At 63.2% G+C, this 16,296-nt stretch carries 16 protein-coding genes; 2 read left to right on the top strand and 14 right to left on the bottom strand.

The genetic code is table 11. From position 1 onward, the window contains the following. Positions 1-24: 24 nt before the first annotated feature. From LMG28727_RS06300 to upp, 14 genes are all read right to left on the bottom strand, one after another. Positions 25-462, bottom strand: a complete 438-nt coding sequence (locus tag LMG28727_RS06300) for a response regulator (RefSeq protein ID WP_201641886.1) — start codon at positions 460-462, stop codon at positions 25-27. A gap of 10 nt (positions 463-472) precedes the next feature. After that, a complete protein-coding gene (locus tag LMG28727_RS06295; RefSeq protein ID WP_201641460.1) occupies positions 473-2,848 on the bottom strand; it encodes an ATP-binding protein in 2,376 nt (791 codons plus the stop codon). Positions 2,849-3,105: 257 nt separating this feature from the next. Then, positions 3,106-4,227 carry an extracellular catalytic domain type 1 short-chain-length polyhydroxyalkanoate depolymerase gene (locus LMG28727_RS06290; protein WP_201641885.1) on the bottom strand — a complete coding sequence of 374 codons (1,122 nt, stop codon included), beginning with the start codon at positions 4,225-4,227 and terminating at the stop codon, positions 3,106-3,108. A 56-nt stretch (positions 4,228-4,283) separates the two neighbouring features. Next, positions 4,284-4,709 carry a CopG family transcriptional regulator gene (locus LMG28727_RS06285; RefSeq protein ID WP_201641459.1) on the bottom strand — a complete coding sequence of 142 codons (426 nt, stop codon included), beginning with the start codon at positions 4,707-4,709 and terminating at the stop codon, positions 4,284-4,286. 285 nt (positions 4,710-4,994) lie between these two features. Continuing rightward, positions 4,995-5,258 carry a hypothetical protein gene (locus LMG28727_RS06280; protein ID WP_201641458.1) on the bottom strand — a complete coding sequence of 88 codons (264 nt, stop codon included), beginning with the start codon at positions 5,256-5,258 and terminating at the stop codon, positions 4,995-4,997. A 230-nt stretch (positions 5,259-5,488) separates the two neighbouring features. Next, complete coding sequence (gene rng, locus LMG28727_RS06275) at positions 5,489-6,958, bottom strand: ribonuclease G (protein ID WP_201641457.1); 1,470 nt, start codon at positions 6,956-6,958, stop codon at positions 5,489-5,491. 9 nt (positions 6,959-6,967) lie between these two features. Continuing rightward, positions 6,968-7,597: a Maf family protein gene (locus tag LMG28727_RS06270; RefSeq protein WP_201641456.1), complete on the bottom strand. Its 630-nt coding sequence runs from the start codon at positions 7,595-7,597 to the stop codon at positions 6,968-6,970. Positions 7,598-7,898: 301 nt separating this feature from the next. Further along, positions 7,899-8,369: a 23S rRNA (pseudouridine(1915)-N(3))-methyltransferase RlmH gene (gene rlmH / locus LMG28727_RS06265; RefSeq protein WP_201641455.1), complete on the bottom strand. Its 471-nt coding sequence runs from the start codon at positions 8,367-8,369 to the stop codon at positions 7,899-7,901. 104 nt (positions 8,370-8,473) lie between these two features. Continuing rightward, positions 8,474-8,935, bottom strand: a complete 462-nt coding sequence (gene rsfS, locus LMG28727_RS06260) for a ribosome silencing factor (protein ID WP_201641454.1) — start codon at positions 8,933-8,935, stop codon at positions 8,474-8,476. 4 nt (positions 8,936-8,939) lie between these two features. Further along, positions 8,940-9,680, bottom strand: coding sequence for a nicotinate-nucleotide adenylyltransferase (locus LMG28727_RS06255; protein WP_201641453.1), 741 nt, complete (start codon positions 9,678-9,680; stop codon positions 8,940-8,942). Positions 9,681-9,711: 31 nt separating this feature from the next. After that, complete coding sequence (gene hemF, locus LMG28727_RS06250; protein ID WP_201641452.1) at positions 9,712-10,635, bottom strand: oxygen-dependent coproporphyrinogen oxidase; 924 nt, start codon at positions 10,633-10,635, stop codon at positions 9,712-9,714. A gap of 263 nt (positions 10,636-10,898) precedes the next feature. Beyond that, on the bottom strand, positions 10,899-12,197 hold the full coding sequence (gene purD / locus LMG28727_RS06245; RefSeq protein ID WP_201641451.1) for a phosphoribosylamine--glycine ligase: 1,299 nt from the start codon (positions 12,195-12,197) through the stop codon (positions 10,899-10,901). 298 nt (positions 12,198-12,495) lie between these two features. Then, complete coding sequence (locus LMG28727_RS06240; RefSeq protein WP_201641450.1) at positions 12,496-13,224, bottom strand: YebC/PmpR family DNA-binding transcriptional regulator; 729 nt, start codon at positions 13,222-13,224, stop codon at positions 12,496-12,498. A gap of 768 nt (positions 13,225-13,992) precedes the next feature. Continuing rightward, positions 13,993-14,643 (bottom strand): uracil phosphoribosyltransferase, encoded by a 651-nt coding sequence (gene upp, locus LMG28727_RS06235; protein WP_201641449.1) that lies wholly within the window; start codon positions 14,641-14,643, stop codon positions 13,993-13,995. 240 nt (positions 14,644-14,883) lie between these two features. On the opposite strand from upp, the gene LMG28727_RS06230 reads away from it, so the two are divergent. Together LMG28727_RS06230 and LMG28727_RS06225 are read left to right on the top strand one after the other, a co-directional pair. Next, positions 14,884-15,663 carry an SDR family oxidoreductase gene (locus LMG28727_RS06230; RefSeq protein ID WP_201641448.1) on the top strand — a complete coding sequence of 260 codons (780 nt, stop codon included), beginning with the start codon at positions 14,884-14,886 and terminating at the stop codon, positions 15,661-15,663. Between the two features lie 192 nt (positions 15,664-15,855). Further along, complete coding sequence (locus tag LMG28727_RS06225) at positions 15,856-16,245, top strand: methylglyoxal synthase (RefSeq protein WP_201641447.1); 390 nt, start codon at positions 15,856-15,858, stop codon at positions 16,243-16,245. The last annotated feature ends 51 nt before the right edge of the window (positions 16,246-16,296 follow it).

Below are 16,296 nucleotides of genomic sequence, written 5' to 3'. Positions count from 1 at the left end.
GGGCACACCGCCCGCCCGATCGAATCAGCGTGGATACGGCGGCGGTTCGTTCAACACCGCCCAGAACATGCCGAGATCGTTGATGGCGGCCATGAAGTCGTCGAACGCTACCGGCTTCACCACATACGCATTCACGCCGAGATCGTAGCTGCGCAGCAAGTCGCTTTCCTCGCGCGACGAAGTCAGCATGACCACCGGAATACGCTTGAGGCTCTCATTGCCGCGCACTGCTTTCAGCACTTCGTGACCGTCGATTTTCGGCAGCTTCTTGTCGAGCAGAATCACCGCCGGATTTTCGTCCGCCCGATCCGCCCACTGTCCTTCGCGGCGCAGATATTGAAGCGCTTCTTCGCCGTCGCGCAACGACACCACCGGATTCGCGAGGCGCGTTTTTTCCAGCGCGATCAGCGTAAGCTCGACGTCGTTCGGATTGTCTTCCACCAGCAGGATCGGTCTTAACACGTTGTTTCCTTCATTTCGATTCATCTTTTGATTCCTTCGGCACCGGGCGGAAACGCTTGTCCGGCGACAACGCCGTCAAGCGTGCCACGGCGGCGGCGGGGGATTCGTCACCCTGGTTCGGGTCGGCCACGAACACGTGCGGAACAGAAAAATATACCGTTGTACCGTGGCCCATTTCACCGACTGCCCAGGTTTTACCGCCATGCCGTTCAATGATCCGTTTGACGCCAGCAAGTCCAATGCCCGTGCCTTCGAATTCTTCCACGCGATGCAGCCGCTGAAACACGCCGAACAGTTTATCGACATACCGCATGTCGAAACCGACGCCGTTATCTTTGACGAAAAATACGTGCTGAGCGGGAAGATCGCGTTGCTGAGCGTCGCGCCCGATTTCAATGACCGCATGCTCGCGAGTCGACGTGAATTTTACGGCGTTCTCGATCAGATTTCGGAGTACCACGTGCATTAATACCGCGTCCGCGTTGACGTGGCCGAGATCGCCGATATGGCACGTGATCGTGCGCGAGGGGGCGTCCTTGACCTCGTCGGCGACGAGCGCTTCGGCCATGGCTTTCAGATCGACCGACTGCGGGCGCAACGCGGCGCGGCCCATCTGCGAGAACGCGAGCAGGTCGTCGACGAGCTTGCCGCCAAAGCGCGCCGACGAAATGATTCGCTCGACGAAATGACTGCCGCGCTCGCTCAGACGCTCGCTTTCCATTTCGCGCAGCAGGTCGGCGAATCCGACGATATGCCGCAAGGGCGCTCGCAGATCGTGCGACACGGTGTACGAAAAGCCCTCCAGTTCCTTGTTCGCGCGACCGAGTTCGAGCGCCAGTTGCGCCAGTTCCTCCGCGCGACGCAACACGATGCCGAGCAACGCCGTGCGGAATTCGACGGCGATTTCGAGTTCGGCCGGACGCCACGCGAGCGAGCGGCCCCGTACCGTATCGGTCCACACGTCGAAGCTCTGGCGCGGCGACAGCGAATCGGACAGGCCGGCCAGCTTCACGCGCGGATCGCCGGCCCATTTGATGGTCTGCACGACTTCCTCGCGAAACCACAGCACATAGTTGCGGAATAGCTTCGAAATCGATACGGCGAGCAAGCCCGCGTAGTCGGGATGCGGCGGCAGCACGGAGCACGCGGTGGCGAGCGTGTCGGTGTCGAAGGTCTCGTCCACTTGCGTGTCGAGCCATTCGACGAGCTTCGCTACCTCCGCTTCACGCGGTGTCGTGCCCACCAGCAGAATGCGTCCGTCGAAGACGATGGCCGCACCGTTCGACGCGGTCAATCCGAGCAGTTCTTTGGGATCGTTGGCGAGCGCGTCGGTGAAGCTTTCGCTATTGGCCATCGTCGCGAGAAGTCGGGCGAGCGTACGGCGCAATTCGAGCCGATACTCGGCCTGCGCGTGATCCTCTTTCGCCTCGATCTGCAACGAGAGCACTTGCGCGATGTGTTCGCATGCGGTGCGTACTTCGAACGGCGGCACGCGGGCGCTGTCGTGATGACAGGAAATCAGTCCCCACAACTTGCCGTCCACCACGATCGACATCGACATCGACGACAGCGTGCCCATGTTCTTCATGTACTGAACGTGGACTGGCGACACGCTGCGCAGCGACGCGTAGGTGAGGTCGGTGGGCTTGCCCGTCGACGGATGTTGCGGCGGTATCAGCGGTGCGGGCTGATAGTCGGCATCGGCGATCAGACGAATGCGGTTGCGCACGTACAGCGCGCGTGCTTGCGCGGGGATGTCCGACGCTGGAAAGTGCTGGCCAGCGTACGACGCGTAACCCGGCTCGATGTGTTCCGCGATCACGTGGCCGCTGCCCGTGTGGTCGAAGTTGTAGACCAGCGTGCGGCCATAGCCGGAAATGCGCTGCACTTCGTCGGCGGCGAGTTGCGCGAGACCCTCGACGGTATCGATGTCTTGCAGGCGGTTGATGAACGTGCGCACCAGCGGGTACATCGACGCGAACACGTCGTTCGTGCCGCGCGCCGGCTCCAGTTCGACGAACGCGATTCCCTGATGACGATGCACGATGACCGCGAATGGCGTGACGTGTGCAGCGGCGCCGCTCGCGCGCGGGTCGTTCATCGAACCGATATAAAGGGGAATGCCGTCTTCGTGATGGGTGCTCAGCGCCTCGACAATGCGTGCCGCCCATTCGTCGCCGACGAGGTGTGCGATCGGCTGGCCCAGCGCCAGCTCGGCGGGCGAGCCGGTCAAGGCCGCGAGATTCGCGCTGACCTGCAGCAACGTGCCGGTGTCGGCGATGCTGAACAGAAAGCCGTGCGGCTGGATGCCGCCTGGAATGTGGATGGGTTCTCTCGCGCAGTCAGCTTCGACTGCCGAAGACGCGGACGATGTGAGGTCTGCCATGCTTGCTCCAGGAACAGGTCGCTGCATTTTCGCATAGCGTGGCGACCGGCGTTTTGCAGAGTGGGCGGCGGGCAGCGCGCAGTGCGCAGCGCAGTTCGCGGGCGGCGACGCGGGCGGGGCGCAACGCGTTTTTGTTTTTCACTACTGCATTGCGGCCCGCCTGGCCTCGTTTTATCTTTGTGCTCCCATTGTGCTTTGGCCTTTGCATGGCCTTTGCATGGCCTTTGCATGGCCAGTGCGTTGGCCATTGGAGGCCGTCAGTTCCGGCGTGGATGCGCCAGAAAAAATCGCAGCATTTCCGTCGATGCGTCCGGCCCCGCCGGGTCCGTATATGAACCGCGCTGACTGCCGCCGGACCACGCGTGGCCGGCATGGTGGATCGACCAGTATTCCGCTTCGACGCCGTTCGGCGCGACCAGCTTTTGCACCGTCACGTCACGCGTGCCGCTGATGGCCGCGCGGGGTGCATTGACGTTCGCGGCGCCTGCGTCGAACGCGGCAAGAAGCTGCGCAGCATTCGACGGATGAACCGTCTTGTCCGCATCGCCCTGAAACACGATCAACGGACGCTGGGGTGCGCCGCCTGCACGAGTGCGATGGGTGTTGCCGCCTTTCATCGCGGCGAGCGCAGAGGGCAGGTCCTTGGCGCAGCCGTACGCGAGACCCGAGTGCACACAGGCCGCTGCGTACAGATCGGGCGACGTCTTCAGCATGATGTCCGCCATCGCGCCGCCTGCCGATAGACCCGCGACATACACGCGCGCCGGATCGATCCGGTAGCGCCCCATCACTTCACGCGTGATGCCCGCGATCAGCGATGGTTCGCCGTGATCGCGCTGCTGATCCGCCGGCTTGAACCAGTTCCAGCACTTCGACGGATTGGCCGATTGCGGCTGCACCGGATAGACGACGATGAACCCCTGCTGCTCAGCCAGTTCGTTCATGCGCGTGCCGGCCGCGAAGTCGTCGGCGTTTTGCGTGCAGCCGTGCAGCATCACGATGAGCGGGACGGCTTCGTCGTGGTAACCGGCTGGCACGTATAGCCTGTATTGGCGATGGCCCGCGCTGTTGCTGAACGTGTGCGTGCTGAAGGTGCCGGGCGTGTCGGCGTCGATGGTGTACGGATCTTCCGTGTTTGGGTGGGCAGGCGTGTGGGCTTGCGATTCGGCCCACGCTTGTGCCCAGTTGTGTGCGCCTGGCGGGGTGAACGGTGTCTGAGCCGGGCGGGGCGGCTGCTGCGCCGGCGCATGGCCCGGCGGCTGCGCGTGAGCGCCGCCGAGCGCTCGCTGAACAGCGGCAGTGGCTTCATGAGGACCCTTCGTGCGCAGTAGCTCGAAGGCGTCTTTCATCGATTTCAGGAAGTCTTTGTTCATGTCCATATTCATGGTGGTGTGCATTGACCGGTTGGCGAGAGAGGCGCGATGCGTTGCGGGCGTTAGCTGATACGTCCCGCGAGCGCCGCCTTTACAGCGGGCGACGCGTGAAACGCGCCGAGCACCACCACCGATGCAATGGTGGCGGCGGCGAGTTCGGGCGGCACGTCGGCGGCGATGCTGGCGAGGCCCAGCACGTGGATGTCCAGTTGCTCATGTGCCGCTTGAGCGGCCTCGAGGTCGCGTCGTGAGAAGTGCTGCAAGCCGAGCACCATCTCGCGCCGTGTCACGGTTTCGGTGACGACCTGCGCGTGTACGGCAAGCTGATTGCGGATCGCCGTGCGGATCAGGTCGGTTCGGTTCGAGTAAAAGCCTTCTTCGACGAGCAGGTCGATCTGACCCAAGTCGATTGGACCCAGGTTGATGGTGATTTTTTCGGTTTCGCCGCCTTTGGGGCGGGAGGTGTCGATCAAGTTGAGTTTCGGCATTTTGAGGTCGTGGCAGCTTGGCGCCATCCAATTAACATCCAGTGGGATGGTTATACGCCTCCGTCGAGATGGGCGTCAAATGGAAAATTTGGGGTCGGGAGGGGGCGGCTCATCGGCCAAGCGCAGGCAGGCGGGGAGGCTCGTCGCAATGGGGACGAGCATCTGGGACGTCGAGGAATGCTTTGAAGAGGCATGGCCCTCGTCGGTGGAAAAGGCGCGCTGTTATCGTGTCGTGCCGCTTCCGTTGCGGGGCGACTGTCGTGCGTCAGTTAGCTGCGGGCGTGCTCAATGGCCATGTCCGCCGTGGCCACCGCCGCCGCCGCCGTGGCCGTGGCCATGCCCGTCGTCATGTCCGCCGCCGTAGTAGCCACCGAAGCCAATGCCAAGGTTGATCGACGGAGCTGCGTAGTAGCCCGGCGCATAGCCGTAGTAGCCGGGCGCCGACTGGTACACCGGAGCCGGATCGTAACCGTAGCCACCATAAGGCGGAGCGACGACACAGCCCGTGAGGCTAGCCACCAACGCGACGATACTGATCAATCTGATCATTGCAGGTTCTCCCGTTGTCTGTCCGAAAATGGATCTGCGACAAAGCTTTCACTTTCAGATAGCGCAGCAAAGGGCGGTCCTGAAAGGAAAGGCATTGCGTTCGGTTTGGGAGAGGGCGGGACAGCACGTAGTGATGCGGAGGCCGAAACGAAAACCGGCCCTGACGGGCCGGTTCGATTGCTCAGGAATTTTCCAGGGCATTATCTCGACATGAATAAACGCCAGTCGATTTACATCAAGACAATGTCGTATTGCTCCTGACTCAAATTCGACTCCACCTGCAACGACACCGGCTTGCCAATAAAATCGATCAACATTGCCAGATGCTGCGACTCTTCTTCGAGAAATAAGTCGATCACCTGCTGCGAAGCCACGACCCGAAACTCACGCGGATTAAACTGCCGCGACTCACGCAGAATCTCGCGCAACACGTCGTAACAAACCGTTCGCGGAGTCTTGACCTGTCCCTTCCCCTGACACACCGGGCAAGGCTCGCACAACACGTGCGCCAATGATTCACGCGTGCGCTTGCGCGTCATTTCAACCAGCCCCAACTGCGAAAACCCGTTCACAGTGACTCGCGTGCGATCGCGAGACAGCGCCTTCTTCAATTCTCCCAATACCTGGTCGCGATGCTCGACGTTCTCCATATCGATGAAGTCGATGATGATCACGCCGCCCAGATTGCGCAGCCGCAATTGCCGGGCAATCGTATGCGCGGCTTCAAGGTTGGTTTTGAAAATCGTATCGTCGAAATTTCGTGCGCCGACATACCCGCCGGTATTCACGTCGATGGTGGTCATCGCCTCGGTCTGATCGATCACGAGATAGCCACCCGACTTCAGATCCACGCGCCGCGACAACGCGCGCTGAATCTCAGCCTCGATGTTGTACAGATCGAATAACGGCCGCTCGCCCGTGTAGTGATGCAGCTTCGACGACACCGCCGGGGTGAATTCGGCCGCGAAATCGGCAAGCATCTGATGCGTCTCGCGTGAGTCGACCTGAATGCGCGACGTTTCATCGTTGACGAAATCGCGCAGCACGCGTTGCGCCAGATTCAGGTCCTGATAGAGCAGGCTGGTGGGCGGCATGCGCTGACCTTGCGCAACGATCGTCGCCCACGTCTTACGCAGATAGGCGACGTCGCCGGCCAGCTCTTCGCTGGTCGCATCTTCAGCGATCGTACGAACGATGTAGCCGCCTTTTTCGTCGGCGGGCAACACGGCGGTCAAACGCTTGCGCACAGCTTCACGCTCAGCTTCGCTCTCGATCTTCTGCGAGATGCCGATATGCGGCTCCTGCGGCAGATACACGAGCGTGCGCCCGGCAATGCTCACTTGCGTGGAGAGCCGCGCACCCTTGGTGCCGATCGGGTCCTTGACGACCTGGACCATCAAGGTCTGACCTTCAAAGACGATTTTTTCGATCGGCTGATGCGGTGCCTGATGAGCCGGCTCGCCAGCAATGCGCGGATGCCAGATATCGGCGACGTGAAGAAACGCGGCACGTTCGAGACCGATGTCGATAAAGGCGGATTGCATGCCCGGCAACACACGGACGACCTTGCCGAGATAGACGTTGCCGACGCGCCCGCGCGACAGCGTTCGTTCGACGTGAAGTTCCTGGACGGCGCCCTGCTGGACGAGCGCGACGCGCGTTTCCTGCGGCGTGACATTGATCAGGATTTCTTCATTCATGATGTTATTTTAGAAGTCGATGCGCGCTGCACGCAGGAGGGCAGCGGTTTCAAAAAGTGGCAAACCCATGATACCTGAATAGGACCCGTCGATATGGCCGATAAACTCCGCGGCGCGTCCCTGTACACCGTAGGCGCCCGCTTTGCCGAGCGGCTCGCCGCTGTCGACATAGCGACGGATCGCCTCTGCGTGCAGTGCAGCAAAGCGCACCTTCGACACCGATAGCGCGGCGGGCAGCAAGATCCCTTCGGCATCGACGAGCGCGACGGCGGTCAGCACTTCGTGATCGCGGCCGGCGAGACGCGTGAGCATCGCGATGGCGTCGTCGGCATCGACGGGCTTGCCGAGGATCGCATCGTCGATGGTGACGGTTGTATCTGCAACCAGAATCGGCCGCGCGGCATGACCCCCTGCGACGAGCCGTGCGCGCGCTGCATGCGCCTTCGCAATGCAAACCCGCTGCACATAGTCGTGCGCGCGTTCGCCGGGCAACTCGGCTTCGAGCGCTTCGGCATCTTCGTCGGGACGCGGCAGCAGCAGTTCATAGCGCACGCCGAGTTGTTGCAGCAACTCCTGGCGACGGGGACTTTGCGAAGCGAGGTAGACGAACGGATGCAGCGAGTCGGCGGGCGTGAGCATGAACGGGTCTCGATAGAGGGGCGGATTGCGGCAACGTGCAGGGTCGCACGTGAAGCACGCGTGAGGTGTCGGTGAAGAACGTGCGATGGGTGCGCGATCCATTGCGCCGCTCAGGCGTTGATCAGGCGTCGATACGTGCAACGGTAAACCGATCAACGCGGAGATCGACGCCCGGGATTGGCGCCGGGACTCGCGCGATACATCGGCATGCGCATCGGCACGCGCATTGAGACGGCGTTAGCAGCGAAACACGAGCCGGCCGGCCGAAGCCGCCCGCGTCGAGTCTCGCCGCGTGGTCCGTTCACACGCGATGATAGGGGTGATTTTGCGTGATGGTCCACGCGCGGTAAAGCTGTTCGGCGAGCAGCACGCGGACCATGGCATGCGGCAGCGTGAGGCTCGATACGCGCAGCAGCATATCGGCGCGTGCCTTCAGGTCGGGATCGAGTCCGTCGGCGCCGCCAATCAGAAACGCGACGTCGCGGCCGTCCTGCTGCCAACCGGGCAGCGCGGTCGCCAACTGCATCGTGGTCCAGTCCTTGCCGCGTTCGTCGAGCGCGACGATGCGCGCGTTCTTCGGCAACGCGGCTTCGATCTTCACCCGCTCGGCGGCCATCACGCTTTCCGCCGCCCGTCCCGACGAACGCTGCTCGGGCTTGATTTCGCGCAGTTCGATGCGCAGCTCGGGCGGCATACGTTTCGCGTATTCGTCGAAGCCGGTGGCGATCCAGTCGGGCATCTTGTGGCCGACGGCGAGGATGTGCAGTTTCATCAGCGATGCAATGAAGAACAGAATCGCGAACCTTGACGGGCAGCAGGCCGCCCGCGAAGTCCGCTTGCTTGCGCTTAGTTGCGCTTAGTTGCGCTTAGTTGCGCTTACTTGCGCTTGGCCGCCGTCTTGCGCGCGGGCTTCTTCGCAGCCGCCGCTTCGCCGTCTTCGTCTTCTTCCTCGTCGTCGGGCTCGCTCGCACGTGCGCCGCCGAACGGATCGGGCGTGGACAGCTTCAGGCGCACCGGCTTGTCACCCCAGATCTCTTCGAGGTTGTAGTACTGGCGCAGTGCCGGTTGCAGGATGTGGACGACTGCGTCGCCGCAGTCCACCAGCACCCATTCGCCGACGTCGTCGCCTTCGGTGCTGATGACGTCGCCGCCCGCTTCCTTCACGCTTTCGCGCACGTTCGACGCAAGCGCCTTGGTTTGCCGGTTCGACGTGCCGCTTGCGACGATCACGCGATCGAACAGCGAGGTCAGGTGGCTGGTGTTGAACACCTTGATGTCTTGCGCCTTGACGTCTTCGAGAGCGTCGACGATCACGCGTTGTAGTTTGCGAATATCCATGGGGTTACCGGTGGTACAGATGATGTTGAAGAATATAGTCCCACACCGCAGTGGGGACATGGCTCGCCGCCTGGTCTTGCTGTTCGCCGCCCGCGAGGGCTAGCCGCTGGCTCACCTGTTCGCGCAGATGCGCGCGAATTTCGGTGGCCGAGACGTTGAACGCAAGCGTCGTATCGATCAGCAAGTGGCCGCAGGGCGTAGCTTGCAGAACGTCGACGCGGGCACGGCGCGCGTCGATTTCTTGAGCGACCGCCGGTGGAATCGACGCGAGGTCGAAACCGGGCCGGGTGGCCGCACAGATGTGGGCGAAGTCGAACAGATGCCGCCAGTCGCGCCATGTGTCGAGGTGCACGAGCTGGTCCGCGCCCATCAACAGCGCGATCGAGGCATCGTTGCCTTCGCGTTCACGCCAGAGTTTCAGCGTGTCGAGTGTATAAGTCGGGCCGTCGTGATCGATTTCGTCGGTCGCGACCCGCACGGTGACGCCCGGCAGCACGAGTGACGTAGCCGCCGCGCGGGTCATCGCCAGACGATGCACAGCGGGCGTCACGTCCGACTTCTGCCATGGCTGACCGGCCGGCAGCAGCACCAGTTCGGTCAGTTGCAGCACGTCGGCGAAACGCCGCGCGAGCGCGAGGTGGCCGTCGTGGATCGGGTCGAAAGTGCCGCCTAGCAGACCGATCCGGCGAGGCAGCGCAACAGGGTGAGCGTTCGGCTTCAGGTGAAGTTCCTTTGTCGTGGCCACAGGGAGCGGGCTGCGGGCGAACCGCGCCTCGTCATACCCACTCGCGCGGCACGAGAAAATCGCTATAAAGACGCGCTTCCGGCGTGCCCGGCTCGGGCTGCCAGTTGTAGCGCCAGTTCACCACAGGCGGCATCGACATCAGGATCGATTCCGTGCGGCCGCCGCTCTGCAATCCAAACAGTGTGCCACGGTCGAAGACCAGATTGAACTCGACATAGCGGCCGCGCCGGTATGCCTGGAAGTCGCGCTCGGCCTCGCCGTACGGAATGTTGCGGCGCTTTTCGATGATCGGCAGGTACGCTTTGAGGAACCCTTCGCCGACGCTTTTGATCATCGCGAACGATTGATCGAAGCCCGGCGCCGAGAAATCGTCGAAGAAAATTCCGCCGATGCCGCGTGGTTCGTTGCGGTGCTTGAGGAAGAAATACTCGTCGCACCAGCGCTTGAAACTCGGGTACAGGTCCGCGCCGTAAGGCGTCAGCGCGTCGCGGCAGGTGCGGTGAAAATGCTGCGCGTCTTCCTCGTAACCGTAGTACGGCGTCAGATCCATGCCGCCGCCGAACCAGAATACCGGCTCTTCGCCAGCCTTGGTCGCGATCAGCAAACGCACGTTCATATGCACGGTCGGGCAGTGCGGATTGTGCGGATGCAGCACGAGCGACACGCCCATGGCTTCAAAACCGCGCCCCGCCAGTTGCGGACGGGCCGCGCTGGCTGAACCCGGCAACGCATCGCCGGCCACATCCGAGAAACCGATACCCGCGCGCTCGAAGAAATTGCCGCCCTCGAGAATCCGCGTGCAGCCGCCGCCGCGCAGCTTCTCGCCCGGCGCGCGCTGCCACGCGTCGGTGGCGAACGGCTTGCCGTCGAACGCGCCGAGCGTGTCCGCGATATGCGTTTGCAGGCCTTGCAGCCAACTGCGCACAGCCTGTGCGTCGTAGTTCGAATCGGTCATGAATGCAGATGCTGAGGGCGGCACGCTGAACGTGTCGCGGGTTCTTCGAGAAGGGCGACGCACGGGCTTCGTCAGGCTCATGCCTGTGAAACGCGCTCGCCCGGTGTTTCGCGCAAGCCTGGCAGCTGCCGCGCTGGACTTGCCAGGCGCGGGCCGCGACGGCTGCGGCGGTGGGGCGGCGGCTCAGAACGTGCAGCCCGGCCGGTGCGAAAACCCGCAGTGTAGCGCCGTTGGCGCTGCACGCGGGCGGGTGGGGTGATGACTTACTGCTTGCCTTCGGTCTTGGCGTCGTGCTTACGGTTCAACGCGCGGTAGCCGATGTCGCGGCGATACTGCATGCCGTCGAACGAAATCTGGTTGATCGTTTCGTACGCGACCGACTGCGCGGTGCGCACTGAATCCGCCAGACCCACCACGCACAGCACGCGGCCGCCGGAGGTGGTCAGCTTGCCGTCGGCGAGCGTGGTGCCGGCGTGGAACGTGACCGAATCCGCTGTCTCAGCGGGAATATCGTTGATGCGGTCGCCCTTGCGCGGCGTATCCGGATAGTTGTGCGCGGCCAGCACGACGCCCAACGCGGTGCGCCGGTCCCATTCGAGTTCGACTGTATCGAGCGTGCCGGCAATGGCCTGCTCGACCACTTTCGAATAGTCGCCCTTCAGACGCGCCATGATCGGCTGCGTTTCGGGGTCGCCCATGCGGCAGTTGAATTCGAGCGTTTTCGGATTGCCTTGCGCGTCGATCATCAGGCCAGCGTACAGGTAGCCGGTAAAGCGGATGCCTTCTTTCTCCATGCCACGCACGGTCGGCAGGATGATTTCGCGCATCACGCGGGCATGCAGTTGCGGGGTGACGATCGGTGCGGGCGAATACGCGCCCATGCCGCCGGTGTTCGGACCCTGATCGGCGTCGAGCAGACGCTTGTGATCCTGGCTCGACGCGAGCGGCAGCACATGCTTGCCGTCGACCATCACGATGAAGCTCGCCTCCTCGCCGGCGAGGAATTCCTCGATCACGACACGCGCGCCGGCGTCGCCGAGCTTGTTGTCGGACAGCATCATGTCGACCGCGGCGTGCGCTTCTTCCAGCGTTTGTGCGACCACCACGCCCTTGCCGGCGGCGAGGCCATCGGCCTTGATCACGATCGGCGCGCCCTTGGCGTCCAGATAGGCGTGAGCGGCGGCGACGTCGGCGAAGGTTTCGTATTCGGCGGTCGGGATCGCGTGGCGCTTCATGAAGGCCTTCGCGAAGTCTTTCGAGCTTTCGAGCTGGGCAGCTTCTCTGGTCGGTCCGAAAATCTTCAGACCGCGCGAGCGGAACAGGTTGACGATACCGGCGGCCAGCGGACCTTCCGGGCCGACCAGCGTGAAAGCGATCTGTTCCTGTTCGACGAAATCGGCGAGCGCGGCCGGCTCGGTGATGTCGATGTTGCGCAGACGCTCGTCCTGGGCGGTGCCGCCGTTGCCCGGAGCAACGTAGACGAGCTGAACCCGCGGCGATTGCGCGAGCTTCCATGCGAGTGCATGTTCGCGACCGCCGGAACCGACGACGAGTAACTTCATGTGAATCCCCGAGACTTAAAAACCATAAACGGCTGAAGCGCGAAGCTCAGCCGTGCAATGAACAGCAATAAACACCAGAAGGCAGCACACAGCAAAATTCGCGCTAGGTTTGCGAGCGCTGGCAAAACAGCTGGCGCAGCCTGACGCACGACTGGTGGAAGCGGTGAGGGTTCGCGCAAAGGCGCGGCAACCCTGACCACAACGCCCACTCAGCAACGACGCGAGGCCTGGCCGGCGGCGATGCGCGGTTCAGCGCCGTTCAATACGAACCCGCGCGCCGTGCCTGGCCGGTACACGCTCACTCGTCGGCGATCGCGGCGTTTGTATAGACTTCCTGCACGTCGTCCAGATTTTCCAGCGCGTCGAGCAGCTTCTGCATTTTCACCGCGTCGTCGCCGGTGAACTCGACTTCTGTCTGAGGTTTCATCGTCACCTCGGCCAGTTCGGCCTTGAAGCCGGCCGCTTCGAGCGCGCTCTTCACCTTCGGGAAATCGTTCGGCGGGCACAGCACTTCGATACTGCCGTCGTCATTCGTGACGACGTCGTCAGCGCCGGCTTCGAGCGCGGCTTCCATCAGCTTGTCTTCAGCGGTGCCGGGCGCGAACAGGAACTGGCCGACGTGATCGAACATGAACGACACCGAGCCGTCCGTGCCCATGTTGCCGCCGTTCTTCGAGAACGCGTGACGCACTTCCGCGACCGTACGGGTGCGGTTGTCAGTCATCGTGTCGACGATCACCGCCGCGCCGCCGATGCCATAGCCTTCGTAACGGATTTCTTCGTACGTCGCGCCGTCGACACCGCCCACGCCGCGCTGGATCGCGCGGTTGACGTTGTCTTTCGGCATGTTGGCGTCGTACGCCTTTTCGACGGCGAGCCGCAGACGCGGGTTCGAGTCGATGTCGCCGCCGCCCATGCGGGCCGCGACCTGAATTTCCTTGATGAGCCGCGTCCAGACCTTGCCGCGCTTGGCGTCGGCCGCTGCTTTCTTATGCTTGATGTTGGCCCATTTCGAATGACCCGCCATACCTTTCTCCGTCGCGCGCGCCAGCGGGGCGCACGCATAGTGCAATTGTCGTTGCGATGCCGGGCGCGCGCTTGATGCGGTTTTGCACGCCTCGATGTCAAAGCTTTTCTTGATGAGACCGCCCGTGACACTGCGCGGTAGCCGATGCCTGCTGGTCAGTCCGGTTGCCGCCGATTTGCCTCGCCGTTCTCTGTAGCTGCCAATCGAGCCGACGTACGTGCTGCCCCGCTGAACCATGGTCCAAGCTCGCCTGGCTAGCCGGTCAACCGGACCGGCGCTCGCTGGCGCGGTTGGGCAACGCAGCCCGCACGCGGCAAACCGGGCGCTCGCTTGACAAACACCGTGCCGGGGCCGCAAAGCGTCAGACGGTAATGGACAGTGGAGCAAGCGGTTCTGGAACCGGTAGTGCCGAGGGCTTGCCGACGAGGCAGCCATGCATGCTGTTAAAGGCGCAGCCGAAACCGGTAAAACTACGACGGTGCTAATCAAGCCGCTTCTGGAGCGGATTCGAATTTTATCACGCCGAAGGGGGGCGGCAGAGGGGGACGTGGCGGGAAACAACGCGGAAAGATCAGGGCGAGAGCGCCGACAATGGCCATGCCAGCGGCGCTCGCCGCATTTCGCGGCCTGTTTTTCAGGCTTCGCTCCGGGACCGCGGGTGGCGGCCCCGCTCAACGGCGGAGCAAAGGCGGCGCGCACACTGCGTTCACGCCGAACTCACGTCACGTCACATCAACGCCGCGATCCGCCGCGTCGCTCCACCCAGCGTCAGTTTTTCGTACCGAACAGCCGGTCGCCCGCGTCGCCGAGACCCGGCACGATGTACGCGTGCTCGTTCAGATGCGAATCGAGCGACGCCACGTACAGCTTGACGTCCGGATGCGCGTCCTGGAACACCTGCACGCCCTCCGGCGCCGCGACCAGCGCGAGGAACATGATGTTTTCGCCGGCCACATTGCGGCGCTTGAGGACGTCTACCGCATGCACGGCCGAGTAGCCGGTCGCGACCATCGGATCGCACAGAATGAACACGCGGTCTTCCAGGTCCGGCAGACGCACGAGGTACTCGACCGGACGGTGGTCGTCGGCGCGATACACGCCGATGTGGCCCACCCGCGCCGACGGCACCAGTTCCAGCAGGCCGTCCGACATGCCGATGCCGGCCCGCAGCACCGGCACGATCGCGAGCTTCTTGCCGGCGATCACCGGCGCGTCGATGTCGACCAGCGGCGTGGTGATGCGGCGCGTGGTCATCGGCAGATTGCGGGTGATTTCGTAGCCCATCAGCAGCGTGATTTCGCGCAGCAGCTCACGGAACGTGCGGGTCGAGGTATCCCGGTCGCGCATGTGTGACAGCTTGTGCTGGATCAGCGGGTGATCGAGGATGAAAAGATTGGGGAAACGGCTGTCCTGGGTCATGGCGGGGGCGCAAGCGGCGCAAGAGGGATCAAATTCGGAATCGGTTCGACGCATCGTCCACCCGCAAAGCGGCAGGTTGGCGGACGCGCCACGGCGCAAGTTTACCGAAAGAGTGCAGTCCGAAGATACCGGAGATTGAAGCGGCCAGGCGCAGTCCGGCACCGATTCTTCTAGAATCGGGGGAAACCTGGTCACACAAGGCGCGCCAATGCGCCGCAACTCCGTCTGAAGGACACACACATGGACATGGGAATCGCAGGACGCACCGCGCTGGTTTGCGCGGCCAGCAAGGGCTTGGGTCGTGGCTGCGCGGAAGCGCTCGCCGCCGAAGGCGTCAACCTGACGATCGTCGCGCGCACCGCTGAGACGCTCGAAGTGACCGCCGAGGAAATCCGCAAGCAGAGCGGTGTGCAGGTCAAAACCGTCGCGTGCGACATCACCACGCCCGCGGGCCGCGCAGCGGCGCTCGCCGCCTGTCCGCAGCCGGACATCCTGGTCAACAACGCGGGCGGGCCGCCGCCGGGCGACTTCCGCGACTTTTCGCATGAAGACTGGATTCGCGCGCTGGAAAGCAACATGCTGACGCCGATCGAGCTGATCCGCGCCACCATCGACACGATGAGCGCACGCGGTTATGGCCGCATCGTCAACATTACGAGTTCGGCGGTGAAAGCCCCGATCGACGTGCTGGGTCTGTCGAACGGCGCCCGCTCGGGGTTGACCGGTTTTGTCGCGGGCCTGGCGCGCAAGGTAGCGCCGACCGGCGTGACGATCAACAACCTGCTACCCGGACTGTTCGACACCGACCGCATCGCGGTCACGTTCGAGGCGCAGGCCCGCAACCAGAACATTTCCGTCGACGACGCCCGTAAGCAGCGCATGAAGACGATTCCCGCCGGCCGCTTCGGCAATCGCGATGAGTTCGGGCGCGCGTGCGCGTTCCTGTGCAGCACGCATGCGGGGTACATCACCGGGCAGAACTGGCTGATCGACGGCGGCGCGTATCCGGGCACGTTCTGATGTGAAGGCCTGAGCGGCAGTTTTCTGGCGTTGCGATACGGCAGCGCCGGAAAGCCGCGTTCACGCGCGTTCGTCACCGGTTCGTCAGAAAAAAGGCGGCGCTCGGCAGCACAGCCGGACAGCATCACCCGAAGCAGTCTCAAAGCATCACCACAACAACGACAATCACAACGGTTTCAGGAGTCTTACGTCATGACCACCCGCATTGCGCTGATCGCGCATGATCACAAGAAAGACGACATCGTCAAACTGTCCGGCGAGTACGTCGAGACGCTGCGGCGTTGCGACATCCTCGCCACCGGCACGACCGGCGGCCGGATTGCCGACGCGCATGGTCTGACGGTCGAGCGCATGCTGTCCGGCCCGCATGGCGGCGATCTTCAGATCGGCGCGCAACTCGCGGAAGGGCGCGTGGACATGGTGATTTTTCTGCGCGATCCGATGACGCCGCAGCCGCACGAGCCGGACATCAACGCGCTGGTGCGTGCGTGCGACGTGCACAACATTCCGTGCGCGACGAATATTTCCACGGCGCGCATGGTGCTCGACGTGCTGACGCTGCGGATGAACGAGCAGGTCTGACCTGACCGCGGGTTCGCAGCCTGAGCACGCGGCATCTTTGAACCCCACCTC

This window comes from Paraburkholderia metrosideri, from assembly GCF_904848625.1.
GTDB classification, from domain to species: Bacteria; Pseudomonadota; Gammaproteobacteria; order Burkholderiales; family Burkholderiaceae; genus Paraburkholderia; species Paraburkholderia metrosideri.
This window is presented reverse-complemented; position numbering and strand designations above follow the sequence as displayed.

Coding starts and splice junctions, on each gene's coding strand:
- rsfS (WP_201641454.1), bottom strand. CDS start 8,935: ATGGATATTCGCAAACTACAACGCGTGATCGTCGACGCTCTCGAAGAC.
- LMG28727_RS06280 (WP_201641458.1), bottom strand. CDS start 5,258: ATGATCAGATTGATCAGTATCGTCGCGTTGGTGGCTAGCCTCACGGGC.
- LMG28727_RS06270 (WP_201641456.1), bottom strand. CDS start 7,597: ATGCTCACGCCCGCCGACTCGCTGCATCCGTTCGTCTACCTCGCTTCG.
- LMG28727_RS06285 (WP_201641459.1), bottom strand. CDS start 4,709: ATGCCGAAACTCAACTTGATCGACACCTCCCGCCCCAAAGGCGGCGAA.
- LMG28727_RS06240 (WP_201641450.1), bottom strand. CDS start 13,224: ATGGCGGGTCATTCGAAATGGGCCAACATCAAGCATAAGAAAGCAGCG.
- hemF (WP_201641452.1), bottom strand. CDS start 10,635: ATGACCGATTCGAACTACGACGCACAGGCTGTGCGCAGTTGGCTGCAA.
- purD (WP_201641451.1), bottom strand. CDS start 12,197: ATGAAGTTACTCGTCGTCGGTTCCGGCGGTCGCGAACATGCACTCGCA.
- LMG28727_RS06230 (WP_201641448.1), top strand. CDS start 14,884: ATGGACATGGGAATCGCAGGACGCACCGCGCTGGTTTGCGCGGCCAGC.
- LMG28727_RS06295 (WP_201641460.1), bottom strand. CDS start 2,848: ATGGCAGACCTCACATCGTCCGCGTCTTCGGCAGTCGAAGCTGACTGC.
- rng (WP_201641457.1), bottom strand. CDS start 6,958: ATGAATGAAGAAATCCTGATCAATGTCACGCCGCAGGAAACGCGCGTC.
- upp (WP_201641449.1), bottom strand. CDS start 14,643: ATGACCCAGGACAGCCGTTTCCCCAATCTTTTCATCCTCGATCACCCG.
- rlmH (WP_201641455.1), bottom strand. CDS start 8,369: ATGAAACTGCACATCCTCGCCGTCGGCCACAAGATGCCCGACTGGATC.
- LMG28727_RS06290 (WP_201641885.1), bottom strand. CDS start 4,227: ATGGACATGAACAAAGACTTCCTGAAATCGATGAAAGACGCCTTCGAG.
- LMG28727_RS06225 (WP_201641447.1), top strand. CDS start 15,856: ATGACCACCCGCATTGCGCTGATCGCGCATGATCACAAGAAAGACGAC.